This is a genomic window from Lichenihabitans psoromatis, assembly GCF_004323635.1.
GTDB classification, from domain to species: domain Bacteria; phylum Pseudomonadota; class Alphaproteobacteria; order Rhizobiales; family Beijerinckiaceae; genus Lichenihabitans; species Lichenihabitans psoromatis.
Window position 1 is genome coordinate 38,253 of sequence record NZ_CP036516.1, and the last position, 18,420, is coordinate 56,672.

Annotated in this window: 16 protein-coding genes and 2 pseudogenes; 6 read left to right on the forward strand and 12 right to left on the reverse strand. The window is 61.1% G+C overall.

Features of this window, described 5'->3' with window-relative positions; genetic code table 11:
* Positions 1–342: 342 nt before the first annotated feature.
* From EY713_RS22905 to EY713_RS21800, 3 genes and pseudogenes are all read left to right on the forward strand, one after another.
* A pseudogene (locus EY713_RS22905) lies at positions 343–788 on the forward strand (transposase); the annotation flags it as partial.
* A protein-coding gene (locus tag EY713_RS21795; protein WP_131120303.1) for an IS3 family transposase occupies positions 768–1,894 on the forward strand; the annotation gives its coding sequence in 2 pieces (ribosomal slippage) (positions 768–990 and positions 990–1,894; 1,128 coding nt in all). The pseudogene EY713_RS22905 and the gene EY713_RS21795, both read left to right, overlap by 21 nt.
* A gap of 177 nt (positions 1,895–2,071) precedes the next feature.
* Positions 2,072–2,359, forward strand: coding sequence for an NAD(P)H-dependent oxidoreductase (locus EY713_RS21800; RefSeq protein WP_131120139.1), 288 nt, complete (start codon positions 2,072–2,074; stop codon positions 2,357–2,359).
* On the opposite strand, the gene EY713_RS21805 is transcribed toward EY713_RS21800, so the two are convergent.
* The 10 genes and pseudogenes from EY713_RS21805 to EY713_RS21850 all read right to left on the reverse strand — a co-directional run bounded on the left by EY713_RS21805 (position 2,356) and on the right by EY713_RS21850 (position 12,484).
* Positions 2,356–3,648, reverse strand: coding sequence for a flavin-containing monooxygenase (locus EY713_RS21805; RefSeq protein ID WP_131120141.1), 1,293 nt, complete (start codon positions 3,646–3,648; stop codon positions 2,356–2,358). The genes EY713_RS21800 and EY713_RS21805 overlap by 4 nt on opposite strands.
* A 253-nt stretch (positions 3,649–3,901) precedes the next feature.
* The gene (locus EY713_RS23275; RefSeq protein WP_245573062.1) at positions 3,902–4,246 is read right to left on the reverse strand and encodes an ABC transporter permease; all 345 of its coding nucleotides are present in this window, start codon (positions 4,244–4,246) and stop codon (positions 3,902–3,904) included.
* A 56-nt stretch (positions 4,247–4,302) separates the two neighbouring features.
* Positions 4,303–5,001: pseudogene (locus EY713_RS23630) on the reverse strand (M20/M25/M40 family metallo-hydrolase); the annotation flags it as partial.
* Positions 4,998–5,687 carry a DUF1028 domain-containing protein gene (locus tag EY713_RS21820; RefSeq protein ID WP_131120145.1) on the reverse strand — a complete coding sequence of 230 codons (690 nt, stop codon included), beginning with the start codon at positions 5,685–5,687 and terminating at the stop codon, positions 4,998–5,000. The gene EY713_RS21820 and the pseudogene EY713_RS23630, both read right to left, overlap by 4 nt.
* A 798-nt stretch (positions 5,688–6,485) precedes the next feature.
* Positions 6,486–7,229, reverse strand: a complete 744-nt coding sequence (locus tag EY713_RS21825) for an amino acid ABC transporter ATP-binding protein (protein WP_131120305.1) — start codon at positions 7,227–7,229, stop codon at positions 6,486–6,488.
* The gene (locus tag EY713_RS21830) at positions 7,229–8,320 is read right to left on the reverse strand and encodes an amino acid ABC transporter permease (protein WP_245504448.1); all 1,092 of its coding nucleotides are present in this window, start codon (positions 8,318–8,320) and stop codon (positions 7,229–7,231) included. The genes EY713_RS21825 and EY713_RS21830 overlap by 1 nt, the downstream gene beginning before the upstream one ends.
* Before the next feature lie 59 nt (positions 8,321–8,379).
* The gene (locus EY713_RS21835) at positions 8,380–9,225 is read right to left on the reverse strand and encodes an ABC transporter substrate-binding protein (protein WP_207388373.1); all 846 of its coding nucleotides are present in this window, start codon (positions 9,223–9,225) and stop codon (positions 8,380–8,382) included.
* Between the two features lie 47 nt (positions 9,226–9,272).
* Positions 9,273–10,160, reverse strand: coding sequence for a bifunctional methylenetetrahydrofolate dehydrogenase/methenyltetrahydrofolate cyclohydrolase FolD (gene folD / locus EY713_RS21840; protein WP_131120147.1), 888 nt, complete (start codon positions 10,158–10,160; stop codon positions 9,273–9,275).
* Positions 10,161–10,162: 2 nt separating this feature from the next.
* On the reverse strand, positions 10,163–11,074 hold the full coding sequence (gene purU / locus EY713_RS21845) for a formyltetrahydrofolate deformylase (protein WP_425374378.1): 912 nt from the start codon (positions 11,072–11,074) through the stop codon (positions 10,163–10,165).
* 258 nt (positions 11,075–11,332) lie between these two features.
* Positions 11,333–12,484, reverse strand: coding sequence for a glycine cleavage T C-terminal barrel domain-containing protein (locus EY713_RS21850; protein ID WP_131120149.1), 1,152 nt, complete (start codon positions 12,482–12,484; stop codon positions 11,333–11,335).
* A gap of 402 nt (positions 12,485–12,886) precedes the next feature.
* Here EY713_RS21850 and EY713_RS21855 point away from each other — a divergent pair, with 402 nt between their 5' ends.
* Genes EY713_RS21855 through EY713_RS21865 form a run of 3 tightly spaced genes read left to right on the forward strand, consistent with a single transcriptional unit; the run spans position 12,887 to position 16,563 of the window.
* Complete coding sequence (locus EY713_RS21855; protein WP_131120151.1) at positions 12,887–13,840, forward strand: methylenetetrahydrofolate reductase; 954 nt, start codon at positions 12,887–12,889, stop codon at positions 13,838–13,840.
* Positions 13,841–13,882: 42 nt separating this feature from the next.
* Positions 13,883–15,364, forward strand: coding sequence for an FAD-binding oxidoreductase (locus tag EY713_RS21860; RefSeq protein WP_165491247.1), 1,482 nt, complete (start codon positions 13,883–13,885; stop codon positions 15,362–15,364).
* An 11-nt stretch (positions 15,365–15,375) separates the two neighbouring features.
* Positions 15,376–16,563, forward strand: a complete 1,188-nt coding sequence (locus EY713_RS21865; RefSeq protein WP_131120155.1) for an amino acid aminotransferase — start codon at positions 15,376–15,378, stop codon at positions 16,561–16,563.
* Positions 16,564–16,629: 66 nt separating this feature from the next.
* Here EY713_RS21865 and EY713_RS21870 read toward each other — a convergent pair whose 3' ends face one another.
* Both EY713_RS21870 and EY713_RS21875 read right to left on the reverse strand, forming a co-directional pair.
* A complete protein-coding gene (locus tag EY713_RS21870; protein WP_245504447.1) occupies positions 16,630–17,505 on the reverse strand; it encodes an ABC transporter permease in 876 nt (291 codons plus the stop codon).
* A 4-nt stretch (positions 17,506–17,509) separates the two neighbouring features.
* Positions 17,510–18,388 (reverse strand): ABC transporter permease, encoded by an 879-nt coding sequence (locus tag EY713_RS21875; RefSeq protein ID WP_245504446.1) that lies wholly within the window; start codon positions 18,386–18,388, stop codon positions 17,510–17,512.
* Positions 18,389–18,420: the final 32 nt, after the last annotated feature.

An 18,420-nucleotide genomic window follows, 5' to 3' on the forward strand; every position in this document is an offset into this window, starting at 1 on the left:
CCGCTCAGGCTACAGCGCTAACTCGCGCCCGCCGATTATCGTCTTACCCACGCGGGGAGCGAGGGCGTTCTCAAACAGGGCGCAGGCGACACTGCGCGCAGGGATCATGCGCCAACTATGTGGTAGCACGGGATCAAAGACGGCGAAGAGGATTGACGCAACGGCCTCAACACGGCGCGGCGGGATGCGGCGGCCGCCGATCATTCCGGGCCGTGCCAACGTCAGCGACGTGAACTCGAACAGCGCAAGATCGCGGACAGAGGTGGCTCGGCAAATCTGCACAGCGGGCTGAGTGGATTGTCTGCCTGAAGGCGGCCAGGATGGCTGCGATCAGGAGAGACGATGACGAAGAGACCCAGGCGGAATCACAGCCCTGCCTTCAAGGCGAAGGTGGCGTTGGCGGCTGTGCGTGGCGAGAAGACGCTGGCGGAGTTAGCGCAGCAGTTCGACGTGCATCCCAATCAGATCACGCAGTGGCGCTCGCAGCTTCTGGACGGGGCTGCCGGCGTCTTTGGATCGGAGCCGAGCGCCGCGTCCGCAACGCCGGTGATCGACGTGAAGACACTCCACGCCAAAATCGGGGAGCTGACATTGGCCAACGATTTTTTGGAAGGCGCGCTCGACAAGGCCGGACTGTTGCCGAGCGCAAGACGATGATTGACCGCTCGCATGATCTGCCGGTCGCCCGGCAGGCCCGAGAGCTCGGCATCAGCCGAGGCAGCATCTACTACCTGCCGCGCCCGGTCCCGGCCGCCGATCTCGCGCTGATGCGGCGGATCGACGTGCTGTTGTCCCAGGGGCGCCCAGTCGCGGAAGCGATCCGGACCATCAGCGTGACGGCGTTCACCTATTATCGCTGGCGCAAAGAGTTTGGCGGGCTGAAGTCCGATCAGGTGAAGCGACTGAAGGATCTGGAGAAGGAGAACGAGCGGCTGCGCAAGGCGGTCTCGGATCTGACGCTTGAGAAGCTCATTCTGAGGGAAGCTGCCTCGGGAAACTACTGAGCCCCGCCCGGCGCCGTCGCTGCATTGACCACGTCATCGAGAAGTTCGACGTGTCGGAGCGGATAGCGTGCCGGGTTCTGGGGCAGCATCGATCGACGCAACGCAAGGTTCCGAAGGGCCGCACTGGCGATGCGTCGTTGACCGCCGACATTGTCGAGCTCGCCACCCGCTATGGCCGCTATGGCTACCGCAGGATTGCAGCCATGCTGGAGACCACCGGTTGGGCCGTGAACGTCAAACGTGTCGAGCGAATCTGGCGGCGTGAGGGGCTCAAGGTGCCGGCCAGACAACCGAAGAAGGCCCGCCTCTGGCTCAATGATGGTTCTTGCATCCGGCTTCGGCCAGAACACCCCGACCATGTCTGGTCCTACGACTTTGTCGAGGATCGCACCCATAATGGCAGGAAGTTCCGCATGTTGAACGTGATCGACGAGTACACACGGGAATGCATCGCGATCAGGATCGATCGGAAACTCAAGTCCACCGACGTCATCGACGTCCTGTCCGATCTCTTCATCCTGCGCGGCGTGCCTGGGCATGTTCGTTCGGACAACGGTCCCGAGTTCGTCGCCAAGGCGGTGCGGGATTGGATCACAGCGGTCGGCGCGAAAACGGCCTTCATCGAGCCAGGCTCGCCATGGGAAAACGGCTACTGCGAGAGCTTCAACTCCAAGCTTCGCGACGAGCTCCTGAACGGTGAGCTGTTCTACAGCCTCGCTGAGGCGCGCATCGTCATCGAGGGCTGGCGCAAACACTACAACACCCTGCGCCCGCACTCCTCGTTGGGCTACCGGCCACCAGCACCGATCGCCGTCGTGTGGCCAGCTGCGCAAACCCAACCCGCCTCGCCGGCCAGCTCAACCGTGGCAGACAAGCCCACAATGCATTAGATTTAAACCGGGCCACCTAATGGGGGCAGGTCACCTCCTCGAGGAGCACATCAAGAATGACGAGCAAGTTGAGGTCGATATGACGAAGCTTCACGATGTGAATGTCTTACCATAACGAACATCATTTTGCAGAATGCCAACCGTGGTCCTATTCTGACACTTTGTCAGGAGACCAGGATGTCCACCGTGCTGCTGCTTGCACATGCCGATTTCCACACTTCGCGCGCGAACCGCGCTCTGCTGCGAGGGGTGACCGACGTCCCAGGATTGGAGGTGACACAGATCTACGCGCTCTATCCCGGTGGACTCATTGATGTGCCGGTCGAGCGCGAGCGGTTGCTTCGTGCGACTCATCTTGTGTTCCAGTTTCCGCTTCAATGGTACGCGACGCCCGCGCTGCTCAAGCAGTGGGAAGACGCGGTTCCGCGACGGGGAAAAGGCCGGAACAACTTTGTTGCGTTCTAGAATACTCGGATATGAGGGCGACTAATGCTTTCCCGCTTCTCGGGCGGCTTATAAGCTAGATATGTATCCTTCGTGGCAATCCGATCCGCCACGTATTTGGCGTCGTGCCATACGCCCCAGATAAAGCTCGATCCTCTGCTCGACTGCCACGGCAGGCCCAGGAAGTAGATGCCGGGCTCGGTCGAGACACCGCGCCGCTGCTTCAGCTGGCCGTTAGCGTCAAAGATGTCGAGGTCCAGCCAAGAGTAATCCATAGCATAACCCGTTGCCCAGATAATCGAGGCGATGCCCGCCTCTGCTAGGTTCAGTTCGCGAATAGGATCAGTCACGCAAGCGGGATCCGCGTCGATCGTCCTGGCCCCGGGCTCCTCAGGAAGGTCGATGCCGTTGCTGAACACGTAGGCATCAGCTTCGTCCAGGACCGAAAGATAACAGACGTCTCCGCTCGCAAGGTTCTTCGCGAGGCCGCCGTCAAATACGAGCGTGTCGTCCCGACAGGCTTCCGTCCGTCCGACAAGTATCATGCCCGACGCGGCGAGGCGCCGGAAATCGATCGTCTTGCCGCCTCCCGCGCCGCTCACTGCGATCGTCACATGTTCGGTGTTCGGGCCCGGGGCGTCGGCATCCCACTTGCCCAATACGCCCAACCACCAGCTGAGGTCGCGCCCGCGATAGGCCCGGGGCAAACGATCATGCCGACCGACCGAGAGGTAGACGCGCTTGCCCGCGCGAAGGAGTTCGTCCGCAATCTGCACTCCGGAGGACCCGGCACCAACCACCAGGACGGCGCCTTCCGGCAGATAGCCGGGGTTGCGGTACGCGTTAGAATGAAGCTGTGTCACTCTTGCGGTCTCGGGAACGATAGTGGGCCTGACGGGCACCTGAAACGGCCCCGTCGCGACAACGACGTTCCGCGCTTGAAGCAAACCGTGCGATGTCTCGACCTCGAAACCGTGACTGCCCGTCAGCCGCCGCACTTTCCTGACTTCGACTCCGCAGCGGATGGGAGCATTAATCATCCTGGCATAGTCGACGAAATATTCGGCGACCTTGTCCTTGGAAACGAAGCTGTCGGGATCGGCGTCGGGGAAAACCATACCGGGAAAACGGTCATGCCACGCTGGGCCGTTGGCGACCAGCGAGTCCCACCGCTCCGATCGCCAGCGTTCGGCAATGCGGTGCCGTTCGAGCACAATGTGAGGCACCTCGTGTTTGCCGAGGTGCTCGCTCATGGCCAGGCCTGCCTGGCCCCCGCCCACAACAAGGGTGTTTACGATTTCGACTGACATTCAGAGTATTCCTTTCCGGCTCCCGATTCGTTCGTGGGCCGGGCGCAGGTGTCATTCACCATCGAGTGGTGAGATGGAGCAATCGCTCTGCGGAAGACAGGATAAATAACCAAACCGACCAAAAGGAATCTCCGAAGTCATGCGGCGTGAGCACTTCAGTTTCCGCGATACCAATGCAGGCGTGAGACTTCTGTCGAGCGCCCCGCCGAGATGATGCCGAAGCGCACGGCGCAATGTATTCGAGCGAGGCCGATCAGCGGACCACGCGGTCGATTCCGACGACCCGATCCAGGACGATCACCAGGGCGAGCGTGAGGAGGGCGAGCAGAGTGGACAAGACCGCAACCAACGGGTCATCGAAATCCCGGATATGCTGGTAGGCCGCGATCGGCAGCGTGTTGCCATGGAGGTCGACGAGAAAGACATTGACTGAGAAGTTGTCGATGACTTCGACGAAGACGAAGATGGCCCCCGCCAGCAGACCGGACCTGAGTTGGGGCAAGGTGACCTTGAAGTAGGTGTAAAGCGGCCCCGCTCCCAAATCCCTCGCCGCCTCCTCGCAGCGCAGATCGACGCCGGTATAGTTCGCGCCAAGCACGTCTCCGGGATGATGTTGAGAGCTTCGCCGCCGCTTATCGCGCCGACATGGATCGTGGTGAACGGGACCGCGAAGGTCGGATCGCAAAGTTCGGAGACCCGCAGAGCTGCCTTCTCCCGGGTGAACGCTCCGATCACCTCACTCGCCATCTCGACGGCGTTCACGCCGCAATCCGGATCGCTCGAGTGACCCCCAACGCCCTTGCAGATCACTCGGCCCATCACCTTGCCTTTGTGTCCAAGCACCAGCTCCATGCCGGTCGGCTCGCCGATGATGGCCAGCTGCGGCCGTCGCGGGAGCCGGTCCAATGCCGCGAGCATGGGGCGGACGCCCACGCACCCGATCTCCTCGTCGTAGCTGAAGGCGAGAATGAGGGGCTTTGCGAGCGTGCGGCGTAACACAATCATCGCGATCCTCAGCATGCAGGCGAGGAACGCCTTCATGTCGGTGGCGCCACGCCCGAAGGCGCGACCGCCGTCGACGCGAAGGGTGAACGGGTCACTCGACCAGTCTTGTCCCGCGACGGGAACCACATCCGTATGTCCGGACAGGATCACGCCGGGCCCGTCCGGCGGCCCGATGCACGAGAACAGGCTCGCTTTCCTGCCATCCGCGCTCGGGACGATGGTGCAGCCGATCCCGACGCCGCCGAGCGTACGTTCGATGAAGCCAATCAGGTCGAGGTTTGAGTTATGGCTAACGGTACGGAAGCCGGTGAGCTCGCGCAGGATGCTCAAGCTGTCGTGAGGTCTCATGAGCCTGCGGTGTCGACGCGGACCGGCTCGTCGGACACCGGGGCTTGGGCTGGATTCAAGGCACGCGCAAGATAGAGCTGCATCCGGGGCTCCCAGACGCTCCACAACCGCTCCAACTCGGTGATCGGGCATTTGTCCGTCCAGTCGACGCGCAGGTCGACGATGGCCCATGGTACGTCATTCATGACCAGGATGCCGGCGGATCGGACGGCTTCGACTTCGCCACCTGCTTCAAGGCCCGCTCGCATGGCGCGAAGCAGCCGGCTGGCCAGATGCCCGTCCGCCCCCGTGAAAGCCGCCGTCATCGCGGTAGGAATTTCCGGAGAAGAAAGCAGGTTGCCGGCTGCCGCGGCGTGCTCGGTCAGCGCGCTGCCGGTCTGCGGGATGCAGGACGATCCGGTGAAGGCGGCCGGCACGTCCGACGCGCCGACGGCCAGCAGTTGCCGAAAGGCGGAGTCGCTCGCCGTCGAAGAGAGGATTGCGATCGCCTGGTCCGCCGTGGCGCCGCGCTCCAAAAGGTCGAGGCCGCGTCTTCCGAGGGTCGGATCGGTGAAGTTCTGCGTCGCGACCGCGCCGACCCCTGGACGGGCATGCGCGCAACGGGCCGCGACGGCAGGCGAGGAGGACGACACCGCGACGCCGAACATACCGGTCTGGGCGCACCGGGCAACGATGCTGAATGTCACGATCTCACCTCCGGTGGCGTGCTGCAGGTCTGCCACCCACGCGGGTGAGACCGCACTCGACAGTGCTGCCCCCCGCTCAAGACGACGCGGGCTCGTTGTTGGGCCGGCGACCGCTTCATCTGCCCTGGAGCAAACCGTTTAATCGCCGTGATCAGAAAGACCCGCGAGACTGCCGGCATGGCATGCATCCTCCGCTTAGTGCTTGTTCAGGCAGGACGTGCCGCCGTCCCTCATAGCCACGTGCGTAGACTCTGTCATGGATGCAGAACCGAGCAGGAGGCACTGTCCGTCGCCACACCATCGACTCCGGCGAACAGACTTGTTCCCTTCAACCTTTCAAGGGAGCATTCTCTCAATCGCCTGGTAAGCGAGACAACATGAGCGCGCTCCGCTGCGTGTATATCCATTCAGAACTCTGTCTTCTTCGACATGATTGGCTTGTGCAAGTCGAAGTTTCAGATGACAGAATTTGCATTTTCCTGGCCGGATCGATGCCGCGCACGAGCCACCATCTCGACCCATTGCGACTCATCCAAGAGCGCACCCGGTGAATTGGATCTATCGTGAGATCGGTTCGCTCCCGGCATGATCGTTCCACGCGTTACGAATACGTGCCGAATCTCTGGAGTCGATGTCAACGAAATGCACTGCTACTCGCTCGCAACCTTTTTTAACAGATCTGCCCACAGTCTTCCCTGCTAGAAATTATGGTCATAGTCCAACGCTTTAGCGCAGGATTGTTCTGATGAACTCCACAAGTCGAGTGTTCGCCGGGGCTGGATTTTCTGGGCTAGTGCTTCAAAGCCGGCCAGCCTCAATTATCCGATTGAGAAAGGCTCGGGTGCGTTCCTCTTTGGGCTCAGAGAAGATTGTCTCTGGTGGCCCTTGCTCGTACACCACACCGTCACAAAGAAAGCACACCTTGCTGGACACTTCGCGGGCGAAGCCCATCTCGTGCGTGGCCAGGATCATTGTCATTCCCTCAGTCACGAGATCGCGCACGATGTTCAGCACCTCCGATACGAGTTCCGGATCGAGCGCCGAGGTGATCTCATCGAGCAGTAGGAGGATCGGGTCCATGGCAAGCGCCCGCACAATGGCGACGCGCTGTTGCTGGCCGCCCGACAACCTTTCGGGGTAATCCTTGGCTTTGTGGTCCAACCCGATGCGCTTAAGCAGCGTCATCGCCCGTATCTCTGCCTCCTCGCGTCCGAGCTTGAGGACTTGGATCGGTGCCAGCGTCACGTTCTCGAGCACGGTCATATGCGGGAAAAGGTTGAAGCTCTGGAAGACGATCCCGACATCGCGGCGCAGTGCGTTGACGTCGACTCCGGGCCCGCTCACCCGGTCGTCGTGAAGTCGGATTTCACCACGGTTTATCGTCTCGAGTCCGTTTATGCAGCGCAGCAGCGTGGATTTCCCGCAGCCGGAGCCGCCGATCAGGCAGACAACCTGATGCTCTTCCACATTAAGGCTGAGTCCTCTCAGAATCTCCAGTTGTCCATAGCTCTTAGTGACGTTTCGTACTTCCAGGAGAGACATCATTTACCTCCCGCTCGGGTTCGTACCTGATCACGCTCAATCAAGCGATCCACAAAGCGCGCTTGCGGGATCGTGATTGCGACGAATAAGATCGCAACCGTCGTGACAGCAGAAAGATTGAAATGGTTGGCCGCCACGATCTTGGCTTGGTTGAAGGCATCCACAGCACCGATCACGTTTACGAGCGCCGTGTCTTTTTGCAGGCTGATGAAATCGTTGAGCAGTGGAGGAAAGATCCGCCTGACCGCCTGCGGCACGACAACAAATCTGAGGGTCTGTGAATGCGAGAGGCCGAGCGAGCGGGCCGCAGCGGTCTGATTCAACTGCACACTGTCAATACCCGAGCGATAAACCTCCGCGACGTAAGCTCCATATGTCAACGTGAGTGCCATAATTGCGAGCGTAGTTGGCTCCAGATCTCGAACGATTGGGAGGCCTGTCAGCGGAAGTCCGAAGCCGATAAGGTAGATTGAAATGATGGCAGGCAAACCACGGAACACGTCGCAATACGCGATGGCAAGCATGCGGACCGGTAATCCCGGCGCGCTCGGTGTCAGCCGCGCGATTGCAATGATAAGGCCCCAGATGAGCACAAGTATTTCAGCGACGACGAAGATCTTCACGTTGATCCAAAAAGCACCGAGGATAAGTGAGAAGCTGGATCGAATGACGGGCCAGAAGAAGAACGTCTTCCCGACCGCAATGTTGTTAGTGATGATGAACAATGCGCCAAGGTTAACGATCAGGACCGCCACAGAGAAACCAAATGCGTAGGCGGCCGCGGTGCGAGCTTGGGACGAATGCACCCGGGCCTCTGAAATGTCAGTCGTGGCGATATCGGCGGAGCGTTTCGCGGCTCGCAGCCCGGCCATTGCGGGTCGCATGAGGATAACGCTAGCTAGTCCGAGCACCGCTAGAATGACATCGAAAACCCAACCTCCTGTCCCGATCGAGGCGAGAGACGTTCGCACTGTGAAAAGCGTCGAGAACGTAGCCGCAACCGTAAAGCCGGCCACAGCGAGCGCCGTCAAAGCGCCACCGAAGCCCGACTTCGGTGTGACGGCCGCCCAGCGACGGGGCGTGCGCGACACGACCCCGATTGCCTCGTGGGCGATCCCTGACTGGTGCTGGAGATGCGAATTCGACACGATCAAGGCTTGAAGTATGGGATCGTGGCCGGGTCCAGGCCCCAGGACGCTGCAAGGTATTTCGAGGCCAGCTTCTTGGTCGAACCATCGTCGATCAGAGACTGCAATATCTTGTCGATGACAGCCCGATTCGGCGAATTCTTTGGATAGACCGCTCCATATTGTTCGCCCGTCGTATATTGCCCAACCACAGCGAAGAGGCCGCTCGATGCAGACGCCTGCCCGAGAACGATGGCCGTATCAGTCATCGCCAGGTCAATCTGACCCGCCTGCAGGGCGGTTATCATCGAGGGCGCGTCGGGAAAGACCTTGGCGGTCGTCGTCGGCTTGATCTTGTCTGCGACGAAGTCGGCGCCTGTCGTCCCTTGCGTCACGCCTATTCTCAGGCTTTTCACGCCCTCAGCCGTGACCTTTGTGCCCGCCTTTGCGAGGATGCCTATATCGGACGAGAAATACGGAACCGAAAAATCCACGACCTTCTTGCGCTCGTCGGTGATCGAAATCTCGGAGAGGGCGAGGTCGAAAGCTCTCGTCTGGCCAGCGACCAGTGCGTCGAAATCGACGTTGACCACCTGGACGGCTCCCAGCCCGAGGCGGTGAGCGACGTTCGCGGCCAAGCAATATTCATAGCCGTCCTTGATCGACCCTGGGGTATCGCCATTCCACCAGCCCGGCGCCGGCAGGTTAACCTCGACCGTGAGTTGACCCGACTTAGCCGGCGTGATCGTCGACACAGCCGCTGCGCCGTAGAGTTCGCAGTTTCCGATCGTCTCAGCTGAAGCGGGCAGCACAACACCGACCGTTATAATAACTGTTGCTCCGAACTTGAGTGCGGACATTATGTTCATGACGCGAACCTTTGAAGGCGTGACCGGGAGCTGCCGGACCAGATTGCTCATTTATTCAAGACCGCCGATGCGCGTTGGGCGGACAGAAGCGTGTTGTTCATCAGCATCGCAATCGTCATGGGACCGACGCCGCCGGGCACCGGCGTGATCGCCGAGGCACGCATGGCGGCTTCCGCGTAGGCGACATCGCCGACCAGCCGGGTGTTGATCCCTTCTGCCGGGATCCGACTAATGCCGACATCGATGACGATGGCGCCCGGCTTGATCCAGTCGCCCTTGACGATCTCGGGCCGCCCTACCGCAGCGACGAGGACGTCAGCTTGGCGACATACCTCAGCGAGGTCCACGGTCTGGGAATGCGCGACGGTCACGGTGCAATCCGTGGCCAGGAGCAGGCTTGAGATCGGCTTTCCGACAAGATTTGATCGCCCCATCACCACAGCCTTCAAGCCACGGAGGTCAGACATAACACTGCGGATCAGCACCATCGATCCCGCTGGCGTGCAAGGGACGAATGCCCGCTCTACGTCACCCAGTGCGACACGGCCAGCGTTGATTTCATTCAGGCCGTCAACATCCTTCTCAGGCAACATGAGACCGATGATTTGCAGGGTGTTTAGATGTCTCGGTAGCGGCAACTGAATTAGAATACCGTGGATGGTCGGATCGGCATTCAGTGCTTGTACCAGCCGTGAGAGGGCGCTCTGCGATGTGCTTTCCGGCAGGGTATGCTGCAAGGATCTGAACCCGCAAGCTTCTGCTATGCGGGCTTTCGAGGCGACGTAAACCTGGCTCGCCGGATCCGTCCCCACGATGATCACGGCCAAGCCAGGTATGGTGCCCGTGCTCTCTAGCAAGGCCGCCGCATCTATTGTGACGCGCGCAATGACGTCGGCTGCAATAGCCTTCCCGTCGATCAAGCGAGCCCCGGACATGCTCAGAACACCACCGTTTTGGTGCCGTTCAGTAGCACGCGTTGTTCCACATGCAGCTTCACGGCACGCGCCAGCACGCGCGCTTCGATGTTCCTTCCCACTGCCACGTAGTCCTCGGGCGAAAGCGCATGTGTTACGCGCTCGGTCTCCTGCTCGATGATCGGACCTTCGTCGAGCTCCGGGGTGACGTAATGGGCAGTGGCACCAATGAGCTTTACGCCGCGTTCGTGCGCCTGATGATAGGGCTTAGCGCCCTTGAAACTCGGCAAGAACGAGTGGTGGATGTTGATTACATGTCCAGCGAGGGTCGACGTGAAGCCGTCAGACAGCACCTGCATGTAGCGGGCGAGGACCACCAGTTCGGCATTCGTCTCATCGATCAGGGCAAGGACACGGCTTTCTTGCTCCGCCTTACTGTCCTTGGTGACCGGCAACCAATGGAACGGGATGCCGGCAAGTTCGGCGGTGCGCTCGCTATCCCTGTGGTTAGACACGATTGCCGCGACCGTCGCCTTCAACCAACCGACGCGGACTTGGTAGAGGATGTGCTGCAAGCAGTGGTCGAACTTCGAGACCAAGACGATGATGCGCGGCGATCGTTCTGCGTCCGTCAGCCTGGCTTTTAGACCAAACTGTTCGACAGTCGGCTGCAGGGCGCGCCGCATCACGTCAGGCACGACGGCCGACGAGGTCGAGAATGCGATCCGCATGTAGAAGCCATTGTCCGATCGCTCCCAGAATTGCGCGCTTTCACTTATGTTGCCGCCAAGTTTCGCGATAATGGCCGACACCCGCGCGACGATGCCGGGCCTGTCCTCGCAAGTCAGGGTGAGTAGATGCGCTCGTGTTGCCACGCCCGCCGGCGACATGGATGCGGGATCCGCTTGGAAGGTGGGTGCGGCAACTAGGTTCATGACGTTGAGCTCACATTGTCCCAAGGTAGCGAGACGGATCGCGGCATACGAAAAAGGCTGGAACAATCAGCTAGTGGTTACCGAGAAGCCCAGCCCACTCACATTTCTGACAAGATTGGAGGCTTAAGGCAGTTTTTTGACTAAGTAGCCTCGCGTCTCAAATCGTATTAGCGAGCGAGGTCGTTCATTTCGGATCGTCCGCGCACGCGGTAGGAGTACCCTCTGAAGACCGAAGTTTCTTTTGTCGATGCCGCTCTACTAAAGTCCCCTGGCGATCTTCTTGTCCGGATCATAGAACGGCTTGCGTATGACGACTGCGTCCAACGACCCGGCTGGGGACGCCACGCTTAACTTAGTTCCCAAAGCTGTATATTCGGGCGCAATCATCGCAAGGGCGATATTCTTGTTTAGCCGAGGGGAATGGATGCAAGATGTCGCTTGTCCCACATCGCGACCATCCACGGAGAGCGACCATCTGCGATCGTTGCGCGCGGAGAGAGGCCCGCCTAGAATCTCGAGTCCACACGATACCCTCTTGACGCCCTCCGCCTTGATCTTCCTCAAGGCCTCCTTGCCTATGAAATCGAAGTCGCCGTCGACAGCGACGAGGCGATCCAATCCGATTTCGAAGGGGTTGTTCTCGATCGTCATGTCTTGCTGGTACGCAAGTATGCCGGCCTCTATGCGCCGAATCCCCGAGGTGGTATCGGGCCGCAGTCCGAACGGCCGACCAGCCTCCATGATCGACTCCCACAACTCGTCTCCTCTTGACGAGTCGCACAGGAAGATCTCATAGCCCAACTCACCGCTGTACCCGGTTCGAGAAACGATGAGAGGGATGCCGTTCAAATCGAGCGGCCTGAGCCAATAGTAACGTAGGTCGTCGACCGCGTCGCCGAACAGCGACTGCATGATCTGAAGCGACTTGGGCCCTTGAAGTTGCACCGGTGAGACGTCGGGCTCCCGTACGCTCACGTTCATCCCCGCGAATGTCTGCACGCCCTTAACCCAGAGCAGAACGTCGCTATCGGCGGTCGAAAGCCAGTATCGATCCGACTCGAGGCGAAGTAGCACCGGATCGTTGATGATGCCGCCCTCGGTCGTAGTCAGCACAGTGTATTTGCATTGACCGACGGCGCAGCCGGAAAGCGTCCTTGGCGTGAGAAGCTGCACAAAACGAGAAGCATCAGGTCCGGAGATTTCGACTTGTCGCTCGACTGATACATCGCTCAGGATCGCATCGTTGACGAGGCTCCAATAGCCCTCCTCCGCACTCCTAAACGTCCCGGGGAAGTACATGTGGTTGTACACAGCGAAATTCGTTGCGCCGTGCCGTAGCGTCGCCTCGAAAAACGGCGATCGGCGGACCCCGACCGAGAAGCTTGGGAGCGCGCGGCTCGGATCGGCCATTTGTCTCTTTCTTCGTGAGTAGCCAGGAAGAGGCGCCGACCTGGCAAGCCAAATGCCAGCACGTGTTCTCGCTCTTGGTGCGGAGTATCCTCCCGCCTGATGGAAGTAAAGTCAACGGCAAAAATTTATGAAGCGACTATGTCCGTTTGACGTGTCTTCCGTCGGGTGGTAGTTACTTCCATCTTGCAGAGGGGATGCGGGCATGCTGATACGTCTGGGCATGCAGGCCTCTCTTCCAGAGTCACGCTCGCGAGACCCGGTGACTGACTGCGGACCTGCCGGTGCGGGTCGATGCAGTTGCGATCGCCTACTGCCGGTTCGGAACGGTCGTTGGGAGTGGTGGGTATTTAGCTACCGGCGACCAATCAACAGCGCGGAACATGATTGCCAAAGGATCTCGACATGCGCGGCACAGCTAAGCTGCCGACAAAGGCGCAAACTGGAGAGCGGCCCGATGCTGTCTCTGCCTTGAGGACATCGTTGGCCGCCTTGGCCGCCGATCTGTCGATCGAGGTCACGCCCAAGGAGGCCCTGCGCGGAGCTGCGGGGCTCGGGGAGCTTCCGCCTCGCACGCGAACCTTCATCACCCGGCTCCCAAAGGGCAGCTTTGAAGAAACTCTTGCGGCTGCGATGAGGCTCCGCGCCTGCGGGCTGAACCCGGTACCGCACTTCACCGCGAGGACGACGGCGGATGCAACGACGCTGGCGAGACGCCTCGATCGGATGGTCGTCGAAGCTGGTGTGGAAGAGATCCTGCTCGTCGCTGGCTCGAACGACCGGCCAGAGGGCCCGTTCGCGAGCACCATCGATATCTTGAAATGTGGGGTCATCGAGTCCTCCGGCCTCCGAGCCTTGAACGTTGCAGGTCATCCGGAGGGACATCCGCAGGCAAACGAAGCAGAGCTGCATCGCGCTCTGGATGCGAAGAACGAGTTCGCGGCCCGGACCGGCATGCCGGTCGCGTTGGTCACCCAGTTTTTCTTTGACGCTGCGCCCGTCATCGCCTGGGAGGAGCGGATCAGGGTCCTTGGCAACAAGCTTCCGATTGACCCGGGGCTGCACGGGGTCACCGGCATGACAAGCTTGATGAAGCACGCGCTGGCATGCGGTGTCGGCGCCTCGGTGAAGGTCCTGGCGCAGCGCTCCGGCAACCTGCTCCAGTTCGCTCAGATCCACGCGCCGGATGCCATGCTGGGTGAACTCGCAGCCGCCAAGGCGGCTGATGCTTCGTCGATGTTTCGCAACGTGCACATGTTCCCTCTCGGCGGCTTCGAACGGACCGTCGCCTGGGCCAATAGCCTTCGACAGGGCCGCATCTCCGTCACTCCGGAGGGCCGTGTGACAGTGGCCGCGTAAGCGTCAACCTTTCAGAAACAAACCTCTCACTGGATGACGCGAATGGATCTTGATCATGGCGCAAGGGGTTCTAGCTCCAGTCTCGTGGACGACCTGCGGGCCGTTCTAGGTCCGAATGGCCTGCTAACTGATGAGCACGACCTCGCCGGATACGGTGGAAGCCAGCCAGGGACTTCTACTCGCAACATACTGGCGATCGCGCGACCTGCGAGCGTCCAGGAGGTCGCCCTCGTACTGCGGTCCTGTCGCGACTGGAGCGTCCCAATCATACCCCGCGGCGGGGGGACCGGACTGGCGGGGGGTGCAGTCGTCGGCACAGAGGCCGCCGCGGTGGTCCTATCGCTCGAACGCATGCAGCGCATTCGAGAGCTGGATACGGTCGGCAATACGATGATCGTCGAGTCCGGCTGCACGCTCGCAACCGCCAGGGAGGCCGCAGCGAAAGCTGGCAGGTCGATCGGCCTCGATCACGGCGGGTCGGGGTCGAGCCAGATCGGCGGCAATCTGGCGACCAATGCCGGCGGCAACAACGTGTTGCGCTATGGAACGGCCCGCGATCAGGTGCTCGGGTTGGAGGCCGTGCTCGCGGACGGGAGCGTCATCGGCGACCTCACAGGGCTGCGTAAGAGCAACGCCGGATACGATCTTAAGGGTCTGCTGATCGGGTCGGAAGGGACGCTCGGAGTCATCACTGCCGCTGCACTGAAGCTCCGGCTTGCACCCGTTGCACGTTCGACTGCCCTACTCGGCATCGCCTCGCCTGCGCACGCACTCTCGCTCCTGACCCTCGCGGGAGAGATCATCGGCGACCAGGTGAGCGCATTCGAGATGATGTCGAAATCTGCAGTAGCTCTGCATTTTGAGCACACCGAGGCAGGCCAGTGGCCGCTCGCGACCGAGGCCGACTATATCGTGCTCATCGAGTGCGACAGCAGCAGCCGCTTCTTCGACCTCGACGCCGCATTCGAGGCCCTCCTCGAGGCTGCACTGGAGCGTGGTGTCGTCAGTGACGGCGCGATCGCCGCGTCCGGCGCTCAGCGTGACGCGATGTGGAAGATCAGAGAAGGCATCCCCGCGGCTCTGCACAGGGCTCGCTATCCTGTCGTAACGACGGATACGGCCGTGCCCGTATCGGCCGTTCCGAACTTCATCGCCGCCGTCGAAGACGGGGCGAGCGGCCTTGCGCCAGGTGGCGTGTCGGTCGTCTTCGGACATGTTGGTGACGGTAACATTCACTTCAACGTTCTGTCCCGGGAACCAGATGACTGGGACGCGTTCCGCGCCGCCATGCCGGCGCTCTATCGCATGACCGAGGATGTGGCCCTGGCACTCGGGGGCACCGTCAGCGCCGAGCACGGGATTGGTCAGTCCAAACGCGAGGCGCTACTGCGCATGAAGTCTCCCGTCGAGATGGCGCTGATGCGCGGCGTACGTACCCTCTTCGACCCGGGCGGCATCCTCAATCCCGGCAAGATCTTCGTGCCGCTCGATCCGCCGTCGTCGCGCGATCGGGACCGGACCTAAAGGACAGTCGAATGTTCAACCATCTCGAAATGGCTAGCCCAGACAAGATCCTGTCCCTGATGGGTCTGTTCCGAGACGATCCGCGTCCGGAAAAGATCGACCTCGGGATCGGCGTCTACCGAGACCTCTCCGGTCACACGCCGATCCTCGCCTGCGTCCGGGAGGCGGAGCAGCGCCTGCTCGCGCAGCAGGACACCAAGACCTATGTCTCGCCAGTGGGAGATGAGCGTTTCACCCAGGCCCTCACATCGCTCGTCTTCGGCGACCATGAGAAGCTGGAGCGGATGAGCGGGCTGCAGACGCCCGGCGGCGCGGGCGCGCTTCGGCTCCTAGCCGGATTGCTCGCGCAGGCGCGGCCCGGCGGACGCATTTGGGTGCCGGACCCGACGTGGACCCACCACCACGCCGTCTTCGCCGACGCCGGACTCGATGTCCGTGTCTACCCGTACTTGAACGGCGTCACCCATGCGGTCGACGTCGAGGCCATGCTCGACACGTTGCTCCGCGTCCAGCCCGGGGACGTGGTCCTCCTTCACGGCTGCTGCCACAATCCGTCCGGCGCCGACCCAACGCCTGAACAATGGCGCGCCATCGTCGACGTCATTGTCCAGCGCGGGCTGTTCCCCTTTGTCGACCTTGCCTACCAGGGTTTCGGCGAAGGTCTCGAGCAAGATGCCGCCGCGACCCGTCTCATCGCCCGGCATGTCCCCGAGATGGTCATTGCCTACTCCTGCTCGAAGAACTTCGGCATCTATCGCGAACGCACCGGGGGGGCCTTCGTCCTCGGCGAGACCGCGAGCAAGGCGGCGGCCGCCAAATCCCAGCTCGCGGTTCTTGCCCGGCTCGCCTACTCCATGCCACCGGACCATGGCGCCTCGGTCGTTCGCATCATCCTTGAAGACGAGCCGCTCTCGATTGCTTGGAGGGTTGAACTCGCAACGATGCGCGACAAGATCCAGAAGGCACGCCTCACGCTGGCAGACGCTTTCCGCAAGCGGACCGGCGGTGATCGGTACGGCTTCCTTGCTCGGCACAAAGGCATGTTTTCCCTCCTCGGCACCACCGCGGACGACGCCGTTCGGCTGCGGGAAGACCATGCCGTCTACGTCGTGGGCGACGGCCGCATCAATCTTGCGGGCCTGCAACTCGGGTCGGTGGACCGCTTCGTCGGCGCCGTCTTGTCGCAAACTCGACAGTAATCCGGTCGAGCTCTGCGACTCGCCGGCCTATCGAGGCGGCTTCGGTTATGAAGCCCGAGCCGGTCCTTACGCCAGCTGCTGCCCTGCCATGGGGGCGACCGAACGCGCGCCGACGACCTCATCCTCGGTCGCTGTCTCCTGTTCGGCGCGGAGTCGCTGGGCGGCACGCCGTCGGCCGTTGCCGTAGGCGGCGGCACCCATCAGGCTCATGGCGATCATCAGCAGGGCCAGAGCATTGATCTTCGGCGTTATGCCGGCCCGGACCTGGGAGAAGACGTAGACGGTCAGCGTCTGCGTGTTCCCAGCGGTGAAGAGCGTGACGTTGAAGTTCTCGACCGACTGGAAGAAGGCGATCACCGCGGCGGCCGCGAAAGCGGGTTTGAGGTGCGGGATGATGATGCGCCGCATCACTTGACCATGCGAGGCCCCAAGGTCGAGCGCGGCCTCCTCGAGCGCCGGATCGAGGCTCTGCATGCGCGCCAGCACGAGCAACATCGCGTAGGCACTGATGAACGACGCTTGGCCAAGGACCGAGAGATGCAGTCCAGCGGAAACGTGGAGACGGTTCCAGAACAGGATAGTTGCAATGCCGATCACGGCCCCCGGCGTCAGGATCGGCGCCACCATGATGCCATAGAGGACCGCACGGAATCGGGCTTGAGCGCTATTGATCACCAAAGCGGCGGCCGTTCCGACCGGCACCGAGATCGCAACGACAGCCAGGGCGACGAGCAGGCTGCGGATGACGGCCAGCCACATCTGCCCATCGTGAAAGAGCTCCACAAACCAACGAAGCGTGAGCCCCATCCATGGATAGATCGATGGAAAACGCGAGTCGTTGATGGCTGCTCCGCCCATGACCATCAGCGGGGCGATCATGTAGACGATGAAAGCCACGACGTAGGCGGTGATCAGCAAGCGGCCGACGCTGAAGCGTTTCAAAACCCTACCTCGCGACATCGACGAGCTTCACATTGAGGATCCGGGTCATCATGCTGACGAAGGTGATGCAGAGGATGAGCAGCAGGAAGGCGTATGCCGCGCCGGTGTTCCAGTCGAGGGACTCGAACATCCATTGCTGGATGATCTCGGTGAACCAGCGCGACGAGGCTGAACCCAGGATACTCGGCACCAGGATCGAACCAGCCGAGAGCATGAACACCATGATGCATCCGGAGCCGATGCCGGGTTTGGCGTGAGGGGCGACGATGCGCCAGTGAATGCGCCACAGCGAGGCACCAAGATCCTGGGCGGCCTCGATCTGGTTGCTGTCGAGTGACTGCATCGCATTATATAAAGGAAAAACCATAAAGAGCACGTTCGTGTAGACCAGACCGACGATGATCCCGTTGAACCCGGTGCGCCATCGGATCGGCTCGTGGATCAATCCCAAGCCCTGCAGGGCGGCATTCAGCGGCCCATGGTTGGCCAGGATGATCGACCAAGCGAAAGACCTCATCACCTCGCTCACCCAGAGCGGAAGGAGCAGCACCAGGAACCATGTCGCGGCGTTCCGAGGCGGCGTGACCTTGGCCAGGAAAAACGCGAGGGGGTAGGAGAGCACGAGGCATATGAACGTGACGACGCTGCTGTAGAGCACCGTCAAGCCGAAGATCTCGATGTGAATGAAGCTATGGAAGAACGTGGCGTAGTTGGCGAGGGTGTAGACGTCATTGCTGCCCCCCATCTGGCTGATAGGCAGATACGGCCGGAATGAGAAATTAAGAAGAATGAGGTTCGGCACGATCACCAGTAAGACCAGCCAAAAGGCCGTCATCGCGACGATCAGCCCTGTCAGACCCCTGCCATAACGCGAGATGAGCACGGCTTCAGCGCTTCCTAACTTGAGAGCTTGGA